Consider the following 22819-nt stretch of genomic DNA (forward strand, 5'->3'; position numbering starts at 1 on the left):
GCACCCTTCTCACTCCTACGGGTGCACCCCCGCCGTCGCGGCTAGAGCTTGGTCCACGCCTCCGACAGGGTCGCCCGCAGGATCTGCTCGATCTCGTCGAACGTCTCCTGGTTGGAGATCAGCGGGGGCGCGAGCTGCACGACCGGGTCGCCGCGGTCGTCGGCACGGCAGTACAGGCCGTTGTCGAAGAGGGCCTTGGAGAGGAAGCCGTAGAGAACCCTCTCGGTCTCCTCCTCGTTGAAGGACTCCTTGGTGTGCTTGTCCTTCACCAGCTCGATGCCGTAGAAGAAGCCGTTGCCGCGGACGTCGCCGACGATCGGCAGGTCGTGGAGCTTCTCCAGGGTCGCGCGGAAGGCGCCCTCGTTGTCGAGCACGTGCTGGTTGAGGCCCTCGCGCTCGAACAGGTCGAGGTTGGCGAGGCCCACCGCGGCCGACACGGGGTGACCGCCGAAGGTGTAGCCGTGCAGGAAGGTGTTGTCGCCCTTGTAGAACGGCTCGGCGAGGCGGTCGGAGACGATGCAGGCGCCGATCGGGGAGTAGCCCGAGGTCATGCCCTTGGCGCAGGTGATCATGTCCGGGACGTAGCCGAACTTGTCGCAGGCGAAGGTGGTGCCGAGGCGGCCGAAGGCGCAGATGACCTCGTCGGAGACCAGCAGTACGTCGTACTGGTCGCAGATCTCGCGCACCCGCTGGAAGTACCCGGGCGGGGGCGGGAAGCAGCCGCCCGCGTTCTGCACCGGCTCCAGGAAGACCGCGGCGACCGTGTCCGGGCCCTCGAAGAGGATCTGCTGCTCGATCTGGTCGGCGGCCCAGCGGCCGTAGGCCTCCGGGTCGTCGCCGTGGATCGGGGCGCGGTAGATGTTGGTGTTCGGGACCTTGTGCGCGCCCGGGACGAGGGGCTCGAACGGGGCCTTCAGACCGGGCAGGCCCGTGATGGACAGGGCGCCCTGCGGGGTGCCGTGGTACGCCACCGCGCGGGAGATCACCTTGTACTTGGTGGGCTTGCCGACCAGCTTGAAGTACTGCTTGGCGAGCTTCCAGGCGGTCTCGACCGCCTCGCCGCCGCCGGTGGTGAAGAAGACCTTGTTGAGGTCGCCCGGTGCCTCGTCGGCCAGCCGCTCCGCCAGCTCCACGGCCTTCGGGTGCGCGTAGGACCACACCGGGAAGAACGCCAGCTCCTGCGCCTGCTTGAACGCCGTCTCGGCCAGCTCGACCCGGCCGTGTCCGGCCTGAACCACGAACAGGCCGGCGAGCCCGTCGAGGTAGCGCTTGCCCTTGTCGTCGTAGATGTGGGTGCCCTCGCCCCGGACGATGGTCGGGACGGGGGAGTTCTCGTACGAGGACATGCGCGTGAAGTGCATCCACAAGTGGTCGTACGCGGTCCTGCTGAGGTCCTGAGGGCTGTTGCTGCTCACGGTTATCGGGTCCTCACGGTTATCGGGTTCCCCACATGTAGGTCTGCTTCTTGAGCTTGAGGTAGACGAAGCTCTCGGTCGAGCGCACTCCGGGGACGGCCCGGATGCGGCGGTTGATGACGTCGAGGAGGTGGTCGTCGTCCTCGCAGACGATCTCCACCATCAGGTCGAAGGACCCGGCGGTCATCACCACGTACTCGCATTCGGACATGGCGGTCAGGGCGTCGGCGACCGACTCCACGTCGCCCTCGACGTTGACACCGACCATCGCCTGCCTGCGGAAGCCCACGGTGAGCGGGTCCGTGACGGCGACGATCTGCATCACGCCCTGGTCGAGCAACTTCTGGACGCGCTGGCGCACGGCCGCCTCGGACAGGCCCACAGCCTTGCCGATGGCGGCGTACGGCCGGCGGCCGTCCTCCTGGAGTTGTTCGATGATGGCGAGGGAGACGGCGTCCAGCTGGGGACCGCCGCCGTTCCTGGACTCGCGGGAGTCCCTGTGCTCTGCGCTTCGACTGGCCACGACGTCACTGTGCACGACGTCTCGACAGTTCCGCAAGGCCGGAGCGATGAAATTCGTTGTTTATGAGACCGAGACTTGCGGATTTCGCAGCCTTGGCGCGATCGGGGGTGTTGAAAACGTGGCTCGGCCGACTAGGGTGGGTGTCTCAGTAACTGGACAACCAGGACTGACAGCCAGCAGCAGTGAGACCTGACAGGAGGCCGGCAGTGAGCACCGAGCTGCGTCGTCTGCGCAACTACATCGACGGTGAGTTCCGGGACGCCGCCGACGGACGGACCACCGAGGTGGTCAACCCCGCGACGGGCGAGGCGTACGCGACCGCGCCGCTGTCCGGGCAGGCGGACATCGACGCCGCGATGGAGGCCGCCGCCCGGGCCTTCCCCGGCTGGCGCGACACGACGCCCGCCGAGCGGCAGAAGGCCCTGCTGAAGATCGCGGACGCGTTCGAGGACCGGGCCGAGGAGCTCATCGCGGCCGAGGTGGAGAACACGGGCAAGCCGATCGGGCTGACCCGCTCCGAGGAGATCCCGCCGATGGTCGACCAGATCCGCTTCTTCGCGGGCGCGGCGCGGATGCTGGAGGGCCGCTCGGCCGGTGAGTACATGGAGGGCCTGACCTCCATCGTCCGCCGTGAGCCGGTCGGGGTGTGCGCGCAGGTCGCGCCCTGGAACTACCCGATGATGATGGCCGTATGGAAGTTCGCGCCGGCCATCGCGGCGGGCAACACCGTCGTGCTGAAGCCGTCGGACACCACTCCGGCCTCGACCGTCCTGATCGCCGAGATCATCGGTTCGATCGTGCCCAAGGGTGTCTTCAACGTCGTCACGGGCGACCGTGACACCGGGCGCCTCATGGTCGAGCACCCGACCCCGGCGATGGCCTCCATCACCGGCTCCGTGCGGGCCGGCATGTCGGTCGCCGAGTCGGCGTCCAAGGACCTCAAGCGGGTCCACCTGGAGCTGGGCGGCAAGGCGCCGGTCGTCGTCTTCGACGACACCGACATCGCCAAGGCCGTCGAGGACATCTCCGTCGCGGGCTTCTTCAACGCCGGGCAGGACTGTACGGCCGCCACGCGCGTGCTCGTGCAGGAGGGCATCCACGACGAGTTCGTGCAGGCCCTCGCGAAGGCGGCCGCCGACACGAAGACGGGTCAGCCGGACGACGAGGACGTGCTGTTCGGCCCGCTCAACAACCCCAACCAGCTCAAGCAGGTCTCCGGGTTCATCGAGCGGCTGCCCGCCCACGCCAAGGTCGAGGCCGGTGGCCACCAGGTCGGTGACAAGGGGTACTTCTACGCGCCGACCGTCGTGTCGGGGCTGAAGCAGGACGACGAGATCATCCAGAAGGAGGTCTTCGGGCCGGTCATCACCGTCCAGTCCTTCTCGGACGAGGACCAGGCCGTCGAGTGGGCCAACGGCGTGGAGTACGCGCTGGCCTCGTCCGTGTGGACGAAGGACCACGGGCGGGCGATGCGGATGTCGAAGAAGCTGGACTTCGGGTGCGTGTGGATCAACACGCACATTCCGCTGGTCGCGGAGATGCCGCACGGTGGGTTCAAGAAGTCCGGGTACGGCAAGGACCTTTCGGGTTACGGGTTCGATGACTACACGCGGATCAAGCATGTGATGACGTCGCTGGATTCGTAGTCTCTTGCCCGCGGGGGCGTGGGGGCTGGTCGCGCACGCGCGGCGGAGCCGCATGTTGGACACAGCCCCGCGCCCCCGAGGGCGTGATCGACAGGGTGTCCGGTCAGGACCGTTCTGCTGGACGGGGCGTCCATTGGCCGGCCGCGGTCAGCGGCTGCATGCTGCGGGCATGGCCCTTCCCCCGAGCAACTCCCCGCTGCCCCGCCGGAATGCGTTGCGCACCCTCGGTGCGAGTGCTCTGCTCGGTGGGCTCGTCGGCTGCGGAGTGCGGCCCGCCTATGTGTCGCCCGACGACCGGGCCGCCACCGATGTCTCCGCCACCGACAGACGGCTGACGTGGGCGAACTGGCCGCTGTACATCGACACGGACGACGAGGACGCGACGCGTCGGCCGTCGCTGGAGGGCTTTCGGAAGCGCACCGGGATCTCCGTCGAGTACGTCGAGGAGATCAACGACAACGACGAGTTCTTCGGCAAGATCAGCCCCGCCCTGATGAACCACCAGCGCACCGGCCGCGATCTCGTCGTCATCAGTGACTGGATGTGCGCCCGGTTCGTACGGCTGGGCTGGGTGCAGGAGATGGACCGGGCGCGGCAGCCGAACGTGACCAAGTACCTGGATCCGCTGCTGCGTTCACCCGCCTTCGACCCCGGGCGGAAGTTCACCGTGCCGTGGCAGTCCGGCATCACCGGCATCGCGTACAACCGCCGCCGGTTGGGGCGTGACATACGCGGCGTGTCCGAGCTGTGGGCGGGTGACCTGAAGGGCCGGGTGACCCTGCTGTCCGGTCTCGACGAGGCCTTCGCGCTGCTCATGCAGGGCAACGGCGTCGACATCACGCGGTGGACGGCGGACGACTTCCACACCGTCTGCGACCAGGTCGAGGAACAGGTCCGCAAGGGCCAGATCCGGCGCTTCACCGGCAACGACTACATCAAGGACCTGTCGAGCGGCGACGTCCTGGCCTGCCAGGCCTACTCCGGTGACGTCATCCAGCTCCAGGCCGACGACCCCGACATCCGCTTCGTCGTCCCCGAGGAGGGTGCCGAGCTGTGGTCGGAGTCCCTGATGATCCCCAACCTGGCCCGGCACAAGGCCAACGCCGAGCGGCTGATCGACTACTACTACGAGCCCGAGGTCGCCGCCGAACTGGCCGCCTGGGTCAACTACGTCTGCCCCGTCCCCGCCGCCCAGGACGTGCTCGCCTCCGCCAAGGACCAGGAGACGGCCGCGCTGGCCGAGGACCCGCTGATCTTCCCGGACCCGGCGATGCGCCGACGCCTGGCCGTCGCGCGGGACATCACGTCGGGGGAGCGGGCGGGGTTCGCGAAGCGGTGGAACTCCATCGCGGGGTTGTAGGCGGGGCCTACTGCTCTTCCTGGTCTCGGAGGTCGAGGATCAGCAAGGCTGCCGCGAGCTGGGCCGGGTTGTCGTCGAGTTTTGTGGCTGACAGAGCGTCGGCCCGGGCGATGCGGCGTTCGACGGTGTTGCGGCGGGCGGGAGGCGGGCGCGTGTGGTGGTGAAGCGCGATCGCCCTTCGGGAGCCAACGCCGTCACTCCCGTCTTCACCGGCGCCGTGGTGCACACTGCACCATCCGGCGGGTGACCGGCGCCCCGGGCGAGGTCAGGGCCGTCGGTGATGCACCGCCGTCCGCCCCACCGTCGCCGCCAGCTTCCGCAGGCGGCGCCAGTCCAGGCGGGGTCGGGGCTGGGGGGTGCCGGGGCGTTTGCGGGGGACGCGGACGCGTAGGGCGCCGGGGGCGATGCGGCAGTGGACCGGGGTGGGGAGGACGAGGGCCTCGCCGTCGACGCCGGCCTCGATCTCCGGGCGGTCGGCCTCGACGACCACGTGGGGCGCGGTCAGGATGGTCAGGCCGCCCGGTGCCGGGTCCAGGAGCAGGCCGGCGGCCTCGGCCGCGTTGTCCACCCGGATGCCGAGGACGCCGAGGACCGCGGCGTCGAGGCGGTCACGGCGGCCGAGGCCGAAGGGGTCGTCCGTGCGGTAGGGATTGTTGCTGACCAGCACGGCATGCGGCGCGTCGAGGGTCCGGTCCGCCGCGCGGGCGGTGAGCCGCGCGCCCTGCTGCCGGGTGAGCAGGTCGGGCAGCAGCTCCAGGCTGGTGCCGATCTTGTCGTCCCGGTAGCCGGGGCTCTGCACGATGGCCGCGTACGCCCCGAAGGACGCGTTGTTGACGAAGGGCCGGCCGCCCGCGTAGCCGAGGTCGACCCGGAGTTCCACACCGTCGGTGAGCGCGTCGAGACAACTGGAGGGGTCCTCGCGGTCCAGGCCCAGGTCCATGGCGAAGTGGTTGCGGGTGCCGGCGCTGATCACCAGGAACGGGATGTCGTACGCGGCGGCGACGCCCGCGACCAGCGCCTGCGTGCCGTCGCCGCCCGCCACGCCCAGCAGGTCGGCGCCTTCGTCCACGGCCTTGCGGGCCAGGGCGGTGACGTCCTGGTGCTCGTCGGGGTCGAGGAGGATGACCCGGGCGCCGAGGCGCTCGGCCTTCTCCTGGAGCGCGAAGCGGACCACCTTCCCGCCGCCCGAACGAGGGTTCATGATCAGGTACGGCCGTTTCGGTGGCGGCGCCTTGCGCTCCCTCATCACCCGCACCCGCGAACTGCCCGTGCCCCGCAGCGCGTACCGGCCGCTCCACACGGCCACCGCCCACAGCGCCACGGACGTCAGCAGCGCCCAGAACAGGGTGGCCGCGAACAGGGCGATGAGGGCGGCGGGCAGCGCCACGGCGACGACGGCGGCCGCCCAGCGCAGCGGACCGCGCAACGTGAGCGTCCACCACACCGCGACCGCACTGAGGCCCAGCCCCGCCGCGCCCGCCACCAGCAGCAGAACCCCGCCGATGCCGCCGTAGGCGAGCGGCACCAGCACCGCGAGCCCCGCGGCGGCCAATGCCGTCCGCGCCGCCCACCGCTGTGCGCGGTAGGCCCGCCCGCTCAAGTCCAGGGCCATGATTCCTCCGTTCACCGCGGACATCGTAGGACCGGTCCGAGGCCGGAGGGTGTTTTTGAACACGTTCAATCATGGGCGTAGGGTGACCCCATGAGCGACAGAGCCGCCCTGCTCAAGGGCATCCGCGTCTGGCTGGCCTTCTTCGTCGTCTGCCTGGTGCTCAGCGGCGCCACGGCCTTCCCCCTCGTCCACGAACTGCGCTGGACCGAGGACCTGTTGCGCGCCCTGTCCGTGCCGGAGCACCTGCCGGGCCTCATGGACTGGATCGAGCGGGTGCGGCGCGGCCTCGACGCCGCCGACGCCGACCACCCCTTCCTCCTCTACGGCACCGACTGGCTGGCCTTCGCGCATCTCGTCATCGCCGTCGCCTTCTACGGCCCCTACCGCGACCCGGTCCGCAACATCTGGGTCGTCGAGTTCGGGATGATCGCCTGCGCCGGTATCATCCCGCTCGCCCTGATCTGCGGGCCGATCCGCGGCATCCCCTTCTGGTGGTCGGTGATCGACATGTCCTTCGGGGTCTTCGGGATCATCCCGCTGTACGTCGTATGGAAGAGGATCAAGCGGCTGGAGGCGCTGACGGCACCGGTGGTGCCGCCGGCCTCCGTCGCCGTCAGCGGTTGAACGCGGGGAAGGCGAAACGCTGGGCGATGGCCAGGCCGTCGCCCTTCGCATCGGTCGAGTTGACCGAGTAGACCACCGTGCGGGACAGGTCACGGGTGGCCGCGACGACGGTGTGATAGCCCGGGCGGGCGCCCGTCTTGGCCCAGATGACCTTGCCGTTCAGCTCGTAACGCTGGAGCCCGGCGCTCATCGTGGCCCCGTCGACGGCCGGGACGGTGAACATCTCCTTCAGCTGCGGCTCGGGCACCACCCGGCCGCGGAACAGGGCGAACAGCAGCCGTTCCAGGTCCGCCGTCGTCGAGATCATGTCGCCGGCCGCGAACCGGTCGGACATGTTCCACTCGGTCACGTCGACGAGCCGGCCGTCGATCCAGTCGTAGCCGCGGTTGTGCGGACCGTGCACGCGGGGGTCCGGGCCGGCCGGGAACGAGGTGTGCCGCATGCCGAGCGGGCGGAAGATCCGTACGGCCGCCTGGTGGGCGTACGAGTCGCCGGTGACCTTCTCGATCAGCATGCCCAGCACGGTGTAGTGGATGTTGCCGTACCGCTGGTGCTCGCCGGGCGCGTGGTCGGGGTCGGGGCCCTTGGCGACGGACGCGGCCACCACCTCCTCGGGGGTCAGCGTCTCGAAGCGGTGCGCGTAGCCGTCGTCCACGTCCTCGCCGAGGGAGGCGCCCGGCTGGAGGCCGCTGGTGAAGTTCAGCAGCTGCCGTACGGTGATCGGCGCGAAGTCCTTCGTGAGCAGGCCCGGCAGATACCGCTGCACCGTCCCGTCGAGGGAGATCCGCCCCTCGGCCGCGAGCTGGAGCACCAGCGCCGACGTCACGATCTTCGTCGTCGAACCGGCCCGGAAGCGGGCGTTCTCCAGCGCCGGCGCCCCCGTTCTCATGTCCCGCACGCCGGCCACCCCGTGCCAGCTGCCCTTGCCGCCCACTCGGATCAGCGCGGCCGTCGCGTCCTGGTCGGGCAGCCCGGCGAGCGCGGCGCACAGGGCCTTCACGTCCGGGCCGTCCGGCTTGGCGGCCTCGATCGCCTGCGCGGAGCACGACGACGAGGGCGACGCGGACGAGGCGGGTCGCGCGGACGCCACCCCGGCCAGCGGCAGAGCGGTCAGGGTCAGGGCGAGCGCGGAGGTGACAAGGGCGGGAAACGGGCGTACGGGCATCTTCTGCTCCTGAGATCGACGGGAAGTGCGTGATCATCGTCGGGGCGGGAGGGACCCGGCCGAATCGTCGGCGAGGAGGGGCCCGACCCTGGGCCGGCCCCGGAGCAAGTGTCGTACAGAACAAGGGTGTTGTAAGGGATCGCCCGTACGGGCCGTCGGCGCGGCGAGGCGCCGCCGAAAAAGTGTTATCCCCGCTCCCTTCACCGCGTCTCCACCCCGGAAGCGGAATGTGATCTCCGATACAGCCACCGGCGCTGGTCAGGCAGGAAGGTGCGTACGGGCAGCGGATGACCTGGGAGAGGACGCACGTGGACGAGGGAGCCCGCAGGCAGTGGCGCTCCACCATCGCGGCGGCGCAGGCCGGGGACCGGCAGGCGCTGGACGAGCTGGTCGAGGGATGGCTGCCCCTGGTCTACAACGTGGTCGGGCGGGCCCTGAACGGCCATGCCGACGTCGACGACGTCGTCCAGGAGACCATGCTGCGCGCAGTCGACAACCTCGGCTCGCTGCGGGACCCGGACAGCTTCCGCTCCTGGCTCGTCGCCATCGCCATGCGGCAGATCCGGGACCGGGCGCGCCGCAGGCAGAACGCGCGACTGGACGAGTCGGCGGCGCGCGAGGCCGCCGACTTCGCCGAACTCACCGTGCTGCGGCTCCAGTTGGAGGGGCAGCGGCGCGAGGTCGCCGAGGCCGTGCGCTGGCTGGACGACGAGGACCGGCAACTGCTGTCGCTGTGGTGGCTGGAGGTCGCGGGCGAACTGAGCAGGCGCGAACTGGCCGCCGCGGCCGGGATCAGCCGGCAGCACGCCGCCGTCCGCGTCCAGCGGGTGAAGGAACGGCTGGAGACCGCGCGCGGCATCGTCCGGGCGCTGGACGGCGCCTGCCCCGGCCTGCGCGAGATGACCGCCCGCTTCAGCGGCCGCCCCGACTCGGTCTGGCGCAAGCGGCTGGCCCGGCACATCAGGGGCTGCGGCTACTGCGGCGACACCCGCGAGACCGTCGTACCGGCGGAGCGCCTCCTCGTCGGCATCGCCCTCGTCCCGATCCCGGTCGGCTTCACCCTCTCCCTCGCCCTCGGCGGCAAGACGGCGGCCGCGGCCACGGCGACCTCCGTCGGCTGGTCCGCGAAGGTGATGGCCGCGCTCACCCAGCCCGCGGTGGCGGTCACGGCCGGCGCGACGCTCGTCGCGGGCGGCGCCTACGTCGTCACCCAGCCCTCGGACACCCCGCCGCCCGCGACGGCACCCACCGCCGCGAGCACGGCCCGCCCGCCCTCGCCCATACCGCCCGTGACCCCCACGGCGACCTCCTCGCCGTCACCGACACCGTCGCCCTCGCAGACGCCGAAGGCCGGGCTGTACGGCACGGTCGTGGACGCCGTCGACCGGGCACCCGACCCGGACGCCGAGCCCGCCGCCCTGCCGCACCGCCCCGAGTCCGGCATCACCAGCACCGGCGGCCCCCACGCCGTGATGAACCACCGCGGCGACACCGTCACGCTCACCGGACAGGGCTATGTCCTCGTGCGCTGGCAGATCTCACCGCAGTACCGGGCGGGCAGCCTGGTCATGCCTGCCTGGACCGGCCTCGAGGGCGAGCTGTTCCACGTGGCCTCCGGCGGCGGCCGCCGTATGGACGACCGGACCAGCGACACCGACGCCTCCGCCACCGGGATGGGCAACGCGACCACCGGATACGCCGTCCCGCCGCCCGGCACCCAGCAGATGTGGCAGAACGAGTACTTCTACCTCGACGGCAGCGTCCGCCTCACCGTCAACGAGCGGGGCGCCGACTACGGCCTCAGCGTCTTCCCGACGGACTGGGCCGCGGCCGACAAGGACATCAACCAGGGGCCGCCGGACGGCGTGATCCGCTACGGCCTCGTCCGCGACACCGGCAGGGACGACACCCCCGTCCCGCAGTACGTCACGCGTGAGACCCCCGCGGACGCGGCGACCGTGCCGCAGCGGTCCCGCGTGTAGCGAGCAGGACGTCGATGCGGTTCGTCGTGATCGAGTCGGCGCCGAGGTCCAGCAGCCGGCGCATGGAGCGCCGGGTGTCCGGGGTCCAGACGGACAGCAGGTAGCCGGCGCGGTGGACGCGTTCGGCGACGGCGCGGTCGACCAGGCCGAAGCGGTAGTTGAGCCAGCGCGGCCGTAGCGCTTCGAGCAGGCCCGCGCGCGGCGGGGCCAGCGTCGTCCAGGTCAGGGCGATCTCGGCGGCCGGGTCGGCGGCGCGCACGGCGAGCATGGCCGGGGCGCCCGCGCAGTAGTACACGCGGTCCTGCGCCCCGCACGCGCGGACGACGTCCACGACGCGGCGCGCGGCCCGGACATCCGGCGTGCCCGGCAGGTCGAGCATCACCCGGCTGTCGCCGCACGCCGCCAGCGCCTCCTCCAGCGTCGGCACCCCGCCCGCCGTCAGCCCCCGCACCTCGGCCGACGACAGCGCGAGCAGCGGACGGTCCTGCTCCCACAACCGCTTCAGGGTCTCGTCGTGCAGGAGCACCGGCACGCCGTCCTTGGTGAGACGTACGTCGATCTCCACCGCGTCCGCACCCCGCCGCAGCGCGGAGCGCAGGGAGTCGAGGGTGTTCTCGCGGACGCGGTAGGGGTCGCCGCGGTGGGCGACGGCGGTCACGTTCTGCATGGGGCCATTGTGGTGGGGGAGGCGGCCCCGCCGGGTCAGGGGGCGAGCCAGTTCGCGGTGTACGTGTCGATCTCGGCCGTGATCCGGGCCTTGCCGGGCTCGTCGAGGAAGGACGCGTCGACGGCGTTCTTGGCGAGGCCGGCCAGGCCGCGCTCGTCGAGGTCGAGGAGGCGGGCGGCGACGGCGTACTCGTTGTTGAGGTCGGTGCCGAACATCGGCGGGTCGTCGGAGTTGATGGTGACGAGGACCCCGGCCTTCGCGAACTCCTTGATCGGGTGCTCGTCGATCGTGCGGACCGCGCGCGTGGCGATGTTGGAGGTCGGGCACACCTCCAGCGGGATCCGGTGCTCGGCGAGGTGCGCGAGCAGCTTCGGGTCCCGGGCGGAACTGGTGCCGTGCCCGATGCGCTCGGCGCGCAGGTGGGTCAGGGCGTCCCAGACGGTCTCGGGGCCGGTGGTCTCACCGGCGTGCGGCACGGAGTGCAGTCCGGCGGCGATGGCCCGGTCGAAGTACGGCTTGAACTGGGGCCGCGGCACGCCGATCTCGGGCCCGCCGAGCCCGAACGACACCAGGCCCTCGGGGCGCAGCCGGTCGTCCGTGGCGAGCCGCACGGTCTCCTCGGCCGACTCCAGTCCGGCCTCGCCCGGGATGTCGAAGCACCAGCGCAGCACGGTCCCGAACTCGGCCTCGGCCGCCTTGCGGGCGTCCTCGATCGCCGCCATGAAGGCGCTGGCCTCGATGCCGCGGCGGGTGGAGGAGAACGGGGTGATGGTCAGCTCGGCGTAGCGCACCTGCTGGCGGGCCAGGTCGCGGGCCACCTCGTAGGTGAGCAGCCGTACGTCCTCCGGGGTGCGGATCAGATCCACGACGGACAGGTACACGTCGATGAAGTGGGCGAAGTCCGTGAACGTGAAGTAGTCGACCAGGGCCTCGGGGTCCGTGGGGACCTTGGAGTCGGGATGGCGGGCCGCCAGGGTCGAGACGATACGGGGGGAGGCGGAGCCGACGTGGTGCACGTGCAGTTCGGCCTTGGGCAGTCCGGCGATGAAGGCGTGCAGGTCGCGCGGGACTGCGGCGTCGACGAGATGGTCGGTCAAGGTTCCTCCCCGGGAACGGCGTCCCGTGGCCGGCTGGGTGAGCGGCGGGGACGCGGGTGATCGGCTGATCGGATGCGCCGCCATCGTATGCAGCGGTGCCGGGAACGGGCGCCGACGGTCGGACACCGGCCGGTGGAGCGCCGGTGGGCAGGCCTTAGCATGGCCGCACGAACCATCAGGGGGGACATGACATGACGGACGCAGCGCAGCCCGGCGGGGAGGCCGGGGCAGGCCACGACCCGTGGGCGCCGCCCGAGAACCGGCCGTCGCTGGACAAGAAGCCGGTGCCCGACGACGCGCCGCGGCCGCCGTCCGTCCACGACCAGGCCACGGTCACGTCGCTGCCGTCCGAGGGTTTCGCCGCGCCCGACGGCACGGCCCCGACCGGTGCCACGCCGGGTTACGCCTACCCTCCGCCCGGTGCCGCCGTCCCGCCCCCGCCGATCGCGCCCACCGGCCCCGGCGCCCCGGGTGGCTACGGCTACCCCGGCTATCCCCCGGGCTACGGCTGGCCCGGCATGCCGATGCAGCCGCAGAACGGCATGGGCGTCGCGGCCCTGGTGCTCGGCATCCTGTCCTGCTGCCTCTTCTGCCTGTACGGCGTGGTCTCCATCGTCCTCGGCATCCTCGCCGTGATCTTCGGTGTCCAGGGACGCCGCAAGGCCGAGCGGGGCGAGGCCACCAACCACGGGCAGGCGCAGGCCGGTCTGATCACGGGCATCATCGGCATCGTCCTCGGCGTCCTCATGATCGTCCTGTTCATCATCGGCATCACGGCCGCCTTCAACTCGGAGAACTACGACGACGATGACTCCTACGGCGCCTTGCCGGCGTCGGTGTCCGTCGAGGCGGTCCGCTGAATCCCTGGCATGAACAGGGCGATTACGATGCCCCTGACTGTCAACGAGGGGAGAGCAGTTCATGTCCGACGCCAATCCCGGACCCGGTGGGTTCGGGCCGCCGTCGCCGCCGCAGCAGCCCGCCGGGGGATACGCCTACCCGCCGTCGGCCCCGCAGCCCGGGCCGGGGTACGGCTATCCGCCCGCCGGCCCGTCCTACCCGGCGGCCCACCCGCCGGCGCCCGGCTACGGCATGCCGATGCAGCCGAGCAACGGCATGGGCACCACCGGACTGGTCCTCGGCATCATCGGCGTGGTGTGCAGCCTGACCTTCTTCCTGTGGTTCTTCGGCGTCATTCTCGGGATCCTCGGGATCATCTTCGGCGCGATCGGCCGGGGCAAGGCCAACCGCGGCGAGGCCACCAACAAGGGCGCGGCGACCGCCGGTCTGGTCTGCGGGATCGTGGCCACCGTGATCCTGCCGGTGCTGGGCTTCGTCGTCTTCGCGAGTGTCATGGGCGTGCTGTGAGGTTCAGCGTCCGGTGAGGTCGGGGGCCCTTTGAGGCGCCGGGCTTGAGGCGCTGGGCCCTGTAAGGCTCTGGGGCCCGTGAGGCTCTGGGACCCGTGAGGTCAGAGGGCCGTGAGGCTCGGGCCCTGCGAGGTGAGGGGCCCGAAGCCCCGGGCCCGGTGGCTTCGGGCCTTGTGAGGTCAGCGGGCGGTGTGGCTTCGGGCCCTGTGAGGTCAGCGGGCGGTGAGGCTCCGGGCCTTGTGAGGTCAGGGCGGTGAGGCCCCGGGCCCTGCGAGGTCAGCGGGCGGTGAGGCTCCGGCCCGGTGAGGTCAGGGCGGTGAGGCCCCGGGCCCTGCGAGGTCAGCGGGCGGTGAGGCTCCGGCCCTGTGAGGTCAGGGCGGTGAGGCTCCGGCCCGGTGAGGTCAGGGCGGTGAGGCCCCGGGCCCTGCGAGGTCAGCGGGCGGTGAGCCTCCGGGCCCCGTGAGGTGAGGGGCCGTGAGGCTCCGGGGCCGGCCGTCGGGTCGGCCCCCTCAAGCCCGGGCCGGCTCGGCCCGCAACCGCTCCCGCGCCTCCATCAACGCGAACCCCAGCAGGTTCGGCCCCCGCCACCGCTGCGGATCCCCGGCCCCGTCGTCCCCCGCGGCCAGCCCGATCCCCCACACCCGGTCCACCGGACTGGCCTCCACCAGCACCCGGTCCCCGGTCCGCAGCAGAAACGCCCGCAGCGCCGCGTCCGCGCCGAACTTGTGCACCGACCCCTCGACGACGATCCGGAACCGCTCCCGCTCCCAGGTCGCCTCGTCGAACCCCCGCACCAGCCGCCCGGCCTTCTTCGCCTCGGACGGGTGCCCGGCCTCCAGCGCCCGCCGCTCCGCCTCCGCGTCCCCGAACAGCCGTGCCTTCGCGGCCATCATCCAGTGCTCGGCGGTCGCGTACGACACGCCGTCCACCGTGAACGGCGCGGCCCACCACTGACTCAGACAACTCGCGCTGAGCTGCCCGTCCGGTCGGGGCCGGTGCCCCCAGAAGTGCAGATACTTGACTCTCGTCCCCGCACGGACCTCCTGGATCAGGACGTCCCAAGAATCGATCTTCGCCATGTCCCCGAGTCTGACAGGCACCACCGACAATCCGTCCCACGTTTTCCAGGCCAACTCGACACCTGGTCGACAGATTCCGTCGCGTAACCAAAAGGCAACAACGGAATCACTTGTTGGACCCTTCCTGCTCTGTCAGGATCGGCACTCAAATCGAGCCTGAGCCACGCCGGCCCCATCTCGGGGCACGGAGGGAGCGACATGCACAACCCGGGCACCGCCACCCCGGAACGATTCCCGGCCCAGGACCGCTTCGCGGACGGCGCGCAGTACATCGCGGGCCGGCCGGCGAAGGGGACCTCGGGGCGTACCCACGCCGTCGTCGACCCCGCCACCGGCGAGGAGGTGTACACGTACGACCTGGCCGGCACCGAGGACGTCGACGCCGCGGTCGCCGCCGCGCGCGAGGCGTTCCCCGGCTGGGCCGGCGCCACCCCGGGCGAGCGCTCCGACGCGATGCACCGCTTCGCCGCCGTGGTCGCCGAGCGCGCCGAGGAATTCGCCCGTGCCGAGTCCCTGCAGTGCGGCAAGCCGCTGAAGCTGACGCGTGAGTTCGACGTGCCGGGGACCATCGACAACATCGCCTTCTTCGCGGGCGCCGCCCGGCATCTCCAGGGACAGTCCGCGGGGGAGTACTCCGGCGACCACACCTCGTACGTGCGCCGTGAGCCCATCGGTGTCGTCGGCTCCATCGCCCCCTGGAACTACCCCCTGCAGATGGCCGCCTGGAAGGTCCTCCCGGCCATCGCCGCCGGCAACACCATCGTGCTCAAGCCAGCCGAGCTGACACCTCTGACCTCGCTGCTCTTCGCCCAGGCCGCCACCGACGCCGGGATCCCGGACGGTGTCGTCAACATCGTCACCGGGACCGGCAAGGAAGCCGGCGAACATCTCGTCGGGCACCCCGACGTCGCCATGACCTCGTTCACCGGCTCCACCGCCGTGGGCCGGCGCGTCGCCGAGATCGCCACCGCCACCGTCAAGCGGATCCATCTCGAACTCGGCGGCAAGGCGCCCTTCCTCGTCTTCGACGACGCCGACCTGGAGGCCGCCGCCCACGGCGCGGTGGCGGGCGCGCTCATCAACACCGGGCAGGACTGCACGGCCGCCACGCGCGCGTACGTGCAGCGACCCCTGTACGAGGCGTTCGTCGAGCGGACCGCCGCGCTCATGGAGAGCGTGCGGCTCGGTGACCCGTTCGCGCCGGGCACCGACCTCGGGCCGCTGATCTCGCACGTCCAGCGCGACCGGGTCGCGGGGTTCGTCGACCGTGCGCGTGCCTACGCGCGCGTGGTCACCGGCGGCGAGGCGCCGCAGGGCGAGCTCAAGAACGGCGCGTACTACCGGCCCACCCTCGTCGCCGACGCGGCCCAGGACAGTGAGATCGTCCAGTCCGAGATCTTCGGGCCGGTCCTGGTCGTCCTGCCGTTCGACGGCGACGACGAGGGGATCCGGCTCGCCAACGACACCCCGTACGGGCTCGCGGCCTCCGCGTGGAGCCGCGACGTCTACCGGGCCAACCGCGCCACCCGCGAGATCAAGGCCGGGTGCGTGTGGGTCAACGACCACATCCCGATCATCAGCGAGATGCCGCACGGCGGCTACAAGGCGTCCGGCTTCGGCAAGGACATGTCGGCGTACTCGTTCGAGGAGTACACCCAGATCAAGCACGTCATGTTCGACAACACCGCGGTCGCCAGGAAGGACTGGCACCGCACCGTCTTCGGGGACCGCTAGGCAGACCAGACGACAGGGGAGGGCGACGGCCCGACCAGCCGGCCACCCCTCCCTCCCGATCTCCCGAAAGGGCAACCACGCGCATGGAGCAGTACGAGCCCGACCGCCTCTCCCCGGCCCAGGTGGCCGCCATGCGGCGCAGCCTGCGAGGCGGCCGGGCCGCCATGACCCGCCGTTCCCTGCTGCGCGCCTCCACGGGCGGCGCGCTCGCGCTGGGTGGACTGGGCACGCTCAGCGCCTGCGGGATCCCCGCTGCGGGAAACACCCAGGGCGGTGTCTCCGCGGAGGACCACTCGGCGAAGGAGAAGGTCGTGAACTTCTCCAACTGGACCGAGTACATCGACGTGGACGACAGCGAGAAGCACCACCCCACGCTCGACCAGTTCAAGAAGCGGACCGGTATCTCGGTCAAGTACACCGAGGACATCAACGACAACGTCGAGTTCTTCGGCAAGATCAAGCCGCAACTCGCGGCGGGGCAGGACACCGGCCGGGACATCATCGTCCTCACCGACTGGCTCGCGGCCCGCCTGATCCGCCTCGGCTGGGTCCAGAAGCTGGACCCCTCCAACCTCCCGCACGCCTACGCCAACCTCTCGGCGCAGTTCCGCGACCCGGACTGGGACCCCGGCCGTGCCCACTCCTATGTCTGGCAGGGCATCTCGACCGTCATCGCCTACAACAAGAAGGCGCTGGACGGCGTCGAGGTGAAGTCGCTCTCCGACCTGCTCGACAACCCCAGGCTCAAGGGGCGCGTCGGCTTCCTGTCGGAGATGCGGGACAGCATCGGCATGACCCTGCTCGACATGGGCAAGGACCCGGCGGACTTCACCACCGACGACTTCGACGCGGCGGTCGCCCGCATCCAGAAGGCCGTCGACAAGGGTCAGATCCGCCGCTTCACCGGCAACGACTACACCTCCGACCTGACCAGCGGCGACTTCGCGGCCTGCATAGCCTGGGCCGGTGACGTGGTCCAGCTGAAGGCGGACAGCCCGGACATCGACTTCCTGATCCCGGACAGCGGGTACATCACCTCGACCGACAACCTGCTGATCCCGAACAGGGCCCGGCACAAGACGAACGCCGAGCGGCTCATCGACTTCTACTACGAGCCGAAGCCGGCCGCCGAACTCGCCGCGTACATCAACTACGTGACGCCCGTCGACGGCGTGAAGGCCGAGCTGGAGAAGATCGACCCGGATGCGGCGAACAACCCGCTGATCATCCCCGACAAGGCGATGGCCGCGAAGTCCCACCCCTTCCGCTCGCTGAGCTCGAAGGAAGAGACCGAGTTCGAACAGAAGTTCGCGAAGCTGACAGGGGCGTGATCACCGTGACGACGAACAAGACCGACCACGGCGGCGACGTCCGCCTCTCCGGCATAGCCAAGACCTACGGCTCCTTCACCGCCGTACACCCGCTCGACCTGACCGTGCCCCAGGGTTCCTTCTTCGCCCTGCTCGGCGCCTCCGGCTGCGGCAAGACCACCACCCTGCGCATGATCGCCGGCCTGGAGGAACCTTCCGCCGGCACCGTCCACCTCGGCGACCAGGACGTCACCGCGCTGCCGCCGTACAAGCGGCCCGTGAACACGGTCTTCCAGTCCTACGCCCTCTTCCCGCACCTCGACATCTTCGAGAACGTCGCCTTCGGCCTGCGCCGACGCGGCATCAAGTCGGTGAAGAAGCAGGTCGGCGACATGCTCGACCTCGTCCAGCTCGGCGAGCAGGCCCGCAAGAAGCCGCACCAGCTGTCGGGCGGCCAGCAGCAGCGCGTCGCCGTCGCCCGGGCGCTGATCAACCACCCCAAGGTGCTCCTCCTCGACGAGCCCCTCGGCGCCCTCGACCTCAAGCTGCGCCGCCAGATGCAGCTGGAGCTCAAGCGCATCCAGACCGAGGTCGGCATCACCTTCGTCCATGTCACGCACGACCAGGAGGAGGCCATGACGATGGCCGACACGGTCGCCGTGATGAACGCGGGCCGCGTCGAGCAGCTCGGCTCGCCGACCGACCTGTACGAGAACCCGCGCACGACGTTCGTCGCCAACTTCCTCGGCACCTCCAACTTCATCGAGGCCGAGGTCGACTCCAAGAGCGGCGACGACATCGTCCTGAAGGCGGGCGGCGGCAAGCTCGTCCTCCCCGAGGCGAGGTGCGGCGCGGCCACGACGACCGGCGGCAAGGTGCTGGTCGGCGTCCGCCCGGAGAAGATCTCCCTCACCCACGCCGACGACGCGGGCGAGATCCCCGAGGGCCGCAACCGCATCAACGGCAGGATCACCAACGGCAGTTTCATCGGCGTCTCCACGCAGTACGTCGTCGACAGCGCCGTCTGCCCGGACTTCGAGGTCTACGTCCAGAACGTCGACCGAGACAGCCGCCTGGTCCCCGGCGCCGACGTCGTCCTGCACTGGAGCCCGGCCCACACCTTCGGCCTCGACGCCGCCCAGGACATCGACGCGGGCGTCGAGGAAGGTGCGGCCGCCTGATGTCGACGCTCACCGAGGCGCCACCGCCACTGACCCCGACGGCCGCTGAGAAGAAGCCCCCACGCAAGCGCGGCCGTCTCGTCCCGTACTGGCTGCTGCTCCCCGGCATCCTCTGGCTGCTGGTGTTCTTCGCGCTGCCGATGATCTACCAGGCCTCCACGTCCGTGCAGACGGGCTCACTGGAGGAGGGCTACAAGGTCACCTGGCACTTCGCCACCTACTGGGACGCCCTGTCCGAGTACTACCCGCAGTTCCTGCGCTCGGTGCTCTACGCCGGCTCGGCGACGATCCTGTGCCTGGTCCTCGGCTACCCGCTCGCCTACCTCATCGCCTTCCGCGCGGGCCGCTGGAAGAACCTGATCATGATCCTGGTGATCGCGCCGTTCTTCACCAGCTTCCTGATCCGCACCCTCGCCTGGAAGACGATCCTCGCGGACGGCGGCCCCGTCGTCGGCGCCCTCAACGCGCTGCATGTCCTCGACGTCACCAGCTGGCTCGGCATGACCTCCGGCGACCGGGTGCTGGCCACGCCGCTCGCGGTGGTGTGCGGTCTGACGTACAACTTCCTGCCGTTCATGGTGCTGCCGCTCTACACCTCGCTGGAGCGCATCGACCCACGGCTGCACGAGGCGGCGAACGACCTGTACGCCAAGCCGACGACCGTCTTCCGGCGGGTCACCTTCCCGCTGTCGATGCCGGGCGTCGTCTCCGGCACTCTGCTGACCTTCATCCCGGCGGCCGGTGACTACGTCAACGCCGACCTGCTCGGCTCCACGGACACCCGCATGGTCGGCAACGTCATCCAGACGCAGTTCCTGCGGATCCTGGACTATCCGACGGCCGCGGCGCTCTCCTTCATCCTCATGGCCGCCATCCTCGTCATGGTGACGGTCTACATCCGTAAGTCCGGCACGGAGGATCTGGTTTAAATGGCCTTCGTCAACTGGCTCAAGCGCCATCTCGTCGTCATCGCGGGACTGCTGACGCTCGCTTATCTCCTTCTGCCGAACGTCGTCGTCACGATTTTCTCCTTCAACAATCCGAAGGGGCGCTTCAACTACGAATGGCAGGAGTTCTCCACGGCCGCCTGGCAGGACCCGTGCGGAGTCGCCGGCCTGTGCGGCTCGCTGTCCCTCAGCCTCCAGATCGCGTTCTGGGCGACACTCGGCGCCACCCTCCTCGGCACGATGATCGCCTTCGCGCTGGTCCGCTACCGCTTCCGCGCGCGGGGCGCCGTGAACTCGCTGATCTTCCTGCCGATGGCGATGCCCGAGGTCGTCATGGCCGCCTCGCTGCTCACCCTGTTCCTCAACATGGGCGCCCAGCTCGGCTTCTGGACGATCCTCATCGCCCACATCATGTTCTGCCTGAGCTTCGTCGTGACGGCGGTGAAGGCGCGGGTGATGTCGATGGACCCGCGTCTGGAGCAGGCCGCGCAGGACCTGTACGCCGGACCGGTCCAGACGTTCGTCCGGGTCACCCTGCCGATCGCCGCTCCCGGAATCGCGGCGGGGTCGCTGCTCGCCTTCGCGCTCTCCTTCGACGATTTCATCATCACCAATTTCAACGCGGGCTCCACCGTCACCTTCCCGATGTTCGTCTGGGGATCGGCCCAGCGCGGAACGCCCGTTCAGATCAATGTCGTCGGTACGGCCATGTTCGTCGTCGCCGTACTCTTCGTCCTGGCCTCCATGGTCATCAGCAATCGCCGTACCAAGCAAAAGGCGTAAAGCCAAAGGGAAACCCCCGTAGGGAGTTGAAATCATGGCCCCAAGCGCCATGAGTCGTGGCAACAACTGGACGAGATCCCTTTCCGACGCCCAGCCGGTCGTGTACTGGCTGGACGACCCCGGCAGGCCCCGCCCCGAGCCCGCCCTGACCAGCGCCGAGACCTGCGACCTGCTGGTCGTCGGCGGTGGCTACAGCGGACTGTGGAGCGCGCTCATCGCCAAGGAGCGCGACCCGCAGCGGGATGTCGTCCTGCTCGAAGGCCGCGAGGTGGGCTGGGCCGCCTCCGGCCGCAACGGCGGCTTCTGCGCCGCCTCCCTCACCCACGGCCTGCCCAACGGGCTCGCGCGCTGGCCCGGCGAGATCCACAAGCTTCAGGAGCTGGGCACCCGCAACCTCGACGAGATCGAGAAGGCGGTCGCCCGCTACTCCCTGGACTGCGACTTCGAGCGCACCGGCGAGATCGACGTCGCCACCGAGACGTACCAGGCGTGGGAACTGCGCGACTGGTACGAGGAGTTGAGCGAGAAGGGCCTCGCCGACGGCATGGAGTTCCTGGACGCCGCGGCCGTCCGGGCCCAGGTCGACTCACCGACCTTCCAGGCGGGCCTGTACGACCGCCGGGGCGTCGCCATGGTCAACCCGGCCAAGCTCGCCTGGGGCCTGAAGCGGGCATGCCTCGACCTCGGCGTCCGCATCCACGAGCACACCCCCGCGCTCACCCTGAAGCCGTACGGCGCCGGCATGGCCGTACGCACCCCCTACGGCCAGGTCCGCGCCCGCCAGGTCGCGCTCGGCACCAACATCTTCCCCAACCTGGTCAAACGCGTCCGCGCCTACACCGTCCCGGTCTACGACTACGCCCTGATGACCGAGCCGCTGAGCGCGGAGCAGCTGTCCTCGATCGGCTGGAAGAACCGCCAGGGCCTCGGCGACTCGGCGAACCAGTTCCACTACTTCCGGCTCTCCGCCGACAACCGCATCCTGTGGGGCGGCTACGACGCGATCTACCCGTACGGCGGCCGGGTCCGCGCCGAGTACGACGACCGGCCGGAGACGTACGCCAAGCTCGCCGGACACTTCTTCACCTGCTTCCCGCAGCTGGAGGGCGTCCGCTTCACCCACGCGTGGGGCGGCGCGATCGACACCTGCTCGCGTTTCTCGGCGTTCTTCGGCACGGCCCATCAGGGCAAGGTCGCGTACGCGGCGGGCTTCACAGGCCTCGGCGTGGGCGCCACGCGCTTCGGCGCCGACGTGATGCTCGACCTCCTGGCGGGGGAGCGCACCGAACGCACCCAGCTGGAGATGGTCCGCAAGAAGCCGCTGCCCTTCCCGCCGGAGCCGTTCGCCTGGACCGGCATCGCGCTCACCAAGTGGTCCCTGGCCCGCGCCGACGCGCACGGCGGGCGGCGCAACCTGTGGCTGAAGGCGATGGACCGGCTCGGCCTCGGCTTCGACAGCTGAGACTCGGCCGCTGGAAACGGCACGGTTCGGGATGTGACCCAGGTCACCGTGAATTGGTGCCGAGAACCCGCGTAATGCACGCCAGGTGACCTCCCTCTCCCTCGTGACGCGATCGGCGTCCACGAAGGAAAGGGAGGTCACCGTCATGACAGGGGCGAAGACGCCGGTCGAGTGGCTGGCATCCGTTGCGCCGGACCCCGAGGCCTGTCGCTGGGAGTGGGAGCGCAACCCCCTCGGGGTCGCGCTGCTGCCGGCCGGCAAAGCCTGGGACGTGCTCATCCTGCCGGGCGAGCTCGGCTATCCGACGCTCGACGTCCTCACCCGCATCCTCGACCAGCCCGGCCCGGTCCTGGTCGACTTCGGCGACTCACGCATGGGCTTCTTCGTGCCGCCCGGCACGGCGGCCCGCTGGCTCGGCACCGGCATCCGCACGGCCGGGGCCGGCACCTGGATCGTCGTCCCGTACCCGGGCCGCTCCATCGGCGCCGTCCGCTGGCTGGTCCCCCCGGACGGCACGGGCACGCTGACCGACCCGTCACTGCTCGAACTGGCCATGCATGAGGCGGCGGCTGAGCTGGCCGCCGGGGAGGAGGGCTAGCCGGCGGGGACTCCGGGACTCCGGGACTCCGGGACTCCGGGAAATTCTTGCCCCCTGGCCGCCGCGGCGCTGACCCTTCCCGGCATCACCGCACCCTCGTCGGCCGCCCGTGCCGCCGACACCGATCTCACCCGTAACGGCGGCTTCGAATCCGGCCTGGACAACTGGTCCTGCACGCCCGGCAGGGACAACGCCCGCTGTGGGCAGACGGTGGCCGTGAAACCGGGCTCCCAGTCACCAAGACCCTCGACTGCTGACGAAGAAGA

Annotated in this window: 20 protein-coding genes; 13 read left to right on the top strand and 7 right to left on the bottom strand. The window is 70.4% G+C overall.

The window, feature by feature from the left end; translation table 11 throughout:
• Positions 1–41: 41 nt before the first annotated feature.
• Positions 42–1415 carry an aspartate aminotransferase family protein gene (locus ACFZBP_RS40430; protein WP_383454037.1) on the bottom strand — a complete coding sequence of 458 codons (1374 nt, stop codon included), beginning with the start codon at positions 1413–1415 and terminating at the stop codon, positions 42–44.
• 19 nt (positions 1416–1434) lie between these two features.
• A complete protein-coding gene (locus tag ACFZBP_RS40435; protein ID WP_383454034.1) occupies positions 1435–1953 on the bottom strand; it encodes an Lrp/AsnC family transcriptional regulator in 519 nt (172 codons plus the stop codon).
• A gap of 191 nt (positions 1954–2144) precedes the next feature.
• Between ACFZBP_RS40435 and ACFZBP_RS40440 the strand changes: the two genes are divergently transcribed.
• Together ACFZBP_RS40440 and ACFZBP_RS40445 are read left to right on the top strand one after the other, a co-directional pair.
• Positions 2145–3584, top strand: a complete 1440-nt coding sequence (locus ACFZBP_RS40440) for a gamma-aminobutyraldehyde dehydrogenase (RefSeq protein ID WP_383454028.1) — start codon at positions 2145–2147, stop codon at positions 3582–3584.
• 169 nt (positions 3585–3753) lie between these two features.
• Positions 3754–4944 carry an extracellular solute-binding protein gene (locus ACFZBP_RS40445; RefSeq protein ID WP_391420911.1) on the top strand — a complete coding sequence of 397 codons (1191 nt, stop codon included), beginning with the start codon at positions 3754–3756 and terminating at the stop codon, positions 4942–4944.
• A gap of 265 nt (positions 4945–5209) precedes the next feature.
• Here the strand turns inward: ACFZBP_RS40445 and ACFZBP_RS40450 are convergent, their stop codons facing one another.
• Positions 5210–6556: a diacylglycerol kinase family protein gene (locus tag ACFZBP_RS40450; protein WP_391420933.1), complete on the bottom strand. Its 1347-nt coding sequence runs from the start codon at positions 6554–6556 to the stop codon at positions 5210–5212.
• A gap of 90 nt (positions 6557–6646) precedes the next feature.
• Between ACFZBP_RS40450 and ACFZBP_RS40455 the strand changes: the two genes are divergently transcribed.
• Complete coding sequence (locus ACFZBP_RS40455; protein WP_391420912.1) at positions 6647–7180, top strand: hypothetical protein; 534 nt, start codon at positions 6647–6649, stop codon at positions 7178–7180.
• On the opposite strand, the gene ACFZBP_RS40460 is transcribed toward ACFZBP_RS40455, so the two are convergent.
• Positions 7170–8345: a serine hydrolase gene (locus ACFZBP_RS40460; protein WP_391420913.1), complete on the bottom strand. Its 1176-nt coding sequence runs from the start codon at positions 8343–8345 to the stop codon at positions 7170–7172. The genes ACFZBP_RS40455 and ACFZBP_RS40460 overlap by 11 nt on opposite strands.
• 287 nt (positions 8346–8632) lie before the next feature.
• Between ACFZBP_RS40460 and ACFZBP_RS40465 the strand changes: the two genes are divergently transcribed.
• Positions 8633–10327 carry a sigma-70 family RNA polymerase sigma factor gene (locus ACFZBP_RS40465; RefSeq protein WP_391420914.1) on the top strand — a complete coding sequence of 565 codons (1695 nt, stop codon included), beginning with the start codon at positions 8633–8635 and terminating at the stop codon, positions 10325–10327.
• Here ACFZBP_RS40465 and ACFZBP_RS40470 read toward each other — a convergent pair.
• Together ACFZBP_RS40470 and ACFZBP_RS40475 are read right to left on the bottom strand one after the other, a co-directional pair.
• A complete protein-coding gene (locus ACFZBP_RS40470; RefSeq protein WP_391420915.1) occupies positions 10272–10994 on the bottom strand; it encodes a glycerophosphodiester phosphodiesterase family protein in 723 nt (240 codons plus the stop codon). The genes ACFZBP_RS40465 and ACFZBP_RS40470 overlap by 56 nt on opposite strands.
• Positions 10995–11029: 35 nt before the next feature.
• Positions 11030–12091: an adenosine deaminase gene (locus ACFZBP_RS40475; RefSeq protein WP_391420916.1), complete on the bottom strand. Its 1062-nt coding sequence runs from the start codon at positions 12089–12091 to the stop codon at positions 11030–11032.
• A 191-nt stretch (positions 12092–12282) separates the two neighbouring features.
• Here ACFZBP_RS40475 and ACFZBP_RS40480 point away from each other — a divergent pair, with 191 nt between their 5' ends.
• Together ACFZBP_RS40480 and ACFZBP_RS40485 are read left to right on the top strand one after the other, a co-directional pair.
• Positions 12283–12951, top strand: coding sequence for a DUF4190 domain-containing protein (locus ACFZBP_RS40480; RefSeq protein ID WP_391420917.1), 669 nt, complete (start codon positions 12283–12285; stop codon positions 12949–12951).
• Positions 12952–13012: 61 nt separating this feature from the next.
• Entirely contained in the window at positions 13013–13459 is a 447-nt protein-coding gene (locus tag ACFZBP_RS40485) for a DUF4190 domain-containing protein (protein WP_391420918.1), read from the top strand.
• Between the two features lie 509 nt (positions 13460–13968).
• Here the strand turns inward: ACFZBP_RS40485 and ACFZBP_RS40490 are convergent.
• A complete protein-coding gene (locus ACFZBP_RS40490; RefSeq protein ID WP_391420919.1) occupies positions 13969–14538 on the bottom strand; it encodes an NADAR domain-containing protein in 570 nt (189 codons plus the stop codon).
• Between the two features lie 198 nt (positions 14539–14736).
• On the opposite strand from ACFZBP_RS40490, the gene ACFZBP_RS40495 reads away from it, so the two are divergent.
• The 7 genes from ACFZBP_RS40495 to ACFZBP_RS40525 all read left to right on the top strand — a co-directional run bounded on the left by ACFZBP_RS40495 (position 14737) and on the right by ACFZBP_RS40525 (position 22553).
• Positions 14737–16272: an aminobutyraldehyde dehydrogenase gene (locus tag ACFZBP_RS40495; RefSeq protein WP_391420920.1), complete on the top strand. Its 1536-nt coding sequence runs from the start codon at positions 14737–14739 to the stop codon at positions 16270–16272.
• An 83-nt stretch (positions 16273–16355) separates the two neighbouring features.
• Positions 16356–17603 carry an extracellular solute-binding protein gene (locus tag ACFZBP_RS40500; RefSeq protein ID WP_391420921.1) on the top strand — a complete coding sequence of 416 codons (1248 nt, stop codon included), beginning with the start codon at positions 16356–16358 and terminating at the stop codon, positions 17601–17603.
• Positions 17603–18763 (top strand): polyamine ABC transporter ATP-binding protein, encoded by a 1161-nt coding sequence (locus tag ACFZBP_RS40505; RefSeq protein ID WP_391420934.1) that lies wholly within the window; start codon positions 17603–17605, stop codon positions 18761–18763. Before ACFZBP_RS40500 ends, ACFZBP_RS40505 begins: the two co-directional genes overlap by 1 nt.
• Positions 18763–19692: an ABC transporter permease gene (locus ACFZBP_RS40510; protein WP_383453987.1), complete on the top strand. Its 930-nt coding sequence runs from the start codon at positions 18763–18765 to the stop codon at positions 19690–19692. The genes ACFZBP_RS40505 and ACFZBP_RS40510 overlap by 1 nt, the downstream gene beginning before the upstream one ends.
• On the top strand, positions 19693–20493 hold the full coding sequence (locus ACFZBP_RS40515) for an ABC transporter permease subunit (protein ID WP_391420922.1): 801 nt from the start codon (positions 19693–19695) through the stop codon (positions 20491–20493).
• A gap of 34 nt (positions 20494–20527) precedes the next feature.
• Complete coding sequence (locus ACFZBP_RS40520) at positions 20528–21955, top strand: FAD-dependent oxidoreductase (protein ID WP_391420923.1); 1428 nt, start codon at positions 20528–20530, stop codon at positions 21953–21955.
• Between the two features lie 145 nt (positions 21956–22100).
• The gene (locus tag ACFZBP_RS40525) at positions 22101–22553 is read left to right on the top strand and encodes a hypothetical protein (protein ID WP_391420924.1); all 453 of its coding nucleotides are present in this window, start codon (positions 22101–22103) and stop codon (positions 22551–22553) included.
• Positions 22554–22819 lie beyond the last annotated feature (266 nt).

The organism is Streptomyces sp. NPDC008086 (genome assembly GCF_042957325.1).
In the GTDB taxonomy this organism is placed as follows: Bacteria; Actinomycetota; Actinomycetes; order Streptomycetales; family Streptomycetaceae; genus Streptomyces.

Coding starts and splice junctions, on each gene's coding strand:
- ACFZBP_RS40445 (WP_391420911.1), top strand. CDS start 3,754: ATGGCCCTTCCCCCGAGCAACTCCCCGCTGCCCCGCCGGAATGCGTTG.
- ACFZBP_RS40450 (WP_391420933.1), bottom strand. CDS start 6,556: ATGGCCCTGGACTTGAGCGGGCGGGCCTACCGCGCACAGCGGTGGGCG.
- ACFZBP_RS40455 (WP_391420912.1), top strand. CDS start 6,647: ATGAGCGACAGAGCCGCCCTGCTCAAGGGCATCCGCGTCTGGCTGGCC.
- ACFZBP_RS40460 (WP_391420913.1), bottom strand. CDS start 8,345: ATGCCCGTACGCCCGTTTCCCGCCCTTGTCACCTCCGCGCTCGCCCTG.
- ACFZBP_RS40465 (WP_391420914.1), top strand. CDS start 8,633: ATGACCTGGGAGAGGACGCACGTGGACGAGGGAGCCCGCAGGCAGTGG.
- ACFZBP_RS40470 (WP_391420915.1), bottom strand. CDS start 10,994: ATGCAGAACGTGACCGCCGTCGCCCACCGCGGCGACCCCTACCGCGTC.
- ACFZBP_RS40480 (WP_391420917.1), top strand. CDS start 12,283: ATGACGGACGCAGCGCAGCCCGGCGGGGAGGCCGGGGCAGGCCACGAC.
- ACFZBP_RS40485 (WP_391420918.1), top strand. CDS start 13,013: ATGTCCGACGCCAATCCCGGACCCGGTGGGTTCGGGCCGCCGTCGCCG.
- ACFZBP_RS40490 (WP_391420919.1), bottom strand. CDS start 14,538: ATGGCGAAGATCGATTCTTGGGACGTCCTGATCCAGGAGGTCCGTGCG.
- ACFZBP_RS40495 (WP_391420920.1), top strand. CDS start 14,737: ATGCACAACCCGGGCACCGCCACCCCGGAACGATTCCCGGCCCAGGAC.
- ACFZBP_RS40500 (WP_391420921.1), top strand. CDS start 16,356: ATGGAGCAGTACGAGCCCGACCGCCTCTCCCCGGCCCAGGTGGCCGCC.
- ACFZBP_RS40510 (WP_383453987.1), top strand. CDS start 18,763: ATGTCGACGCTCACCGAGGCGCCACCGCCACTGACCCCGACGGCCGCT.
- ACFZBP_RS40515 (WP_391420922.1), top strand. CDS start 19,693: ATGGCCTTCGTCAACTGGCTCAAGCGCCATCTCGTCGTCATCGCGGGA.
- ACFZBP_RS40520 (WP_391420923.1), top strand. CDS start 20,528: ATGGCCCCAAGCGCCATGAGTCGTGGCAACAACTGGACGAGATCCCTT.
- ACFZBP_RS40525 (WP_391420924.1), top strand. CDS start 22,101: ATGACAGGGGCGAAGACGCCGGTCGAGTGGCTGGCATCCGTTGCGCCG.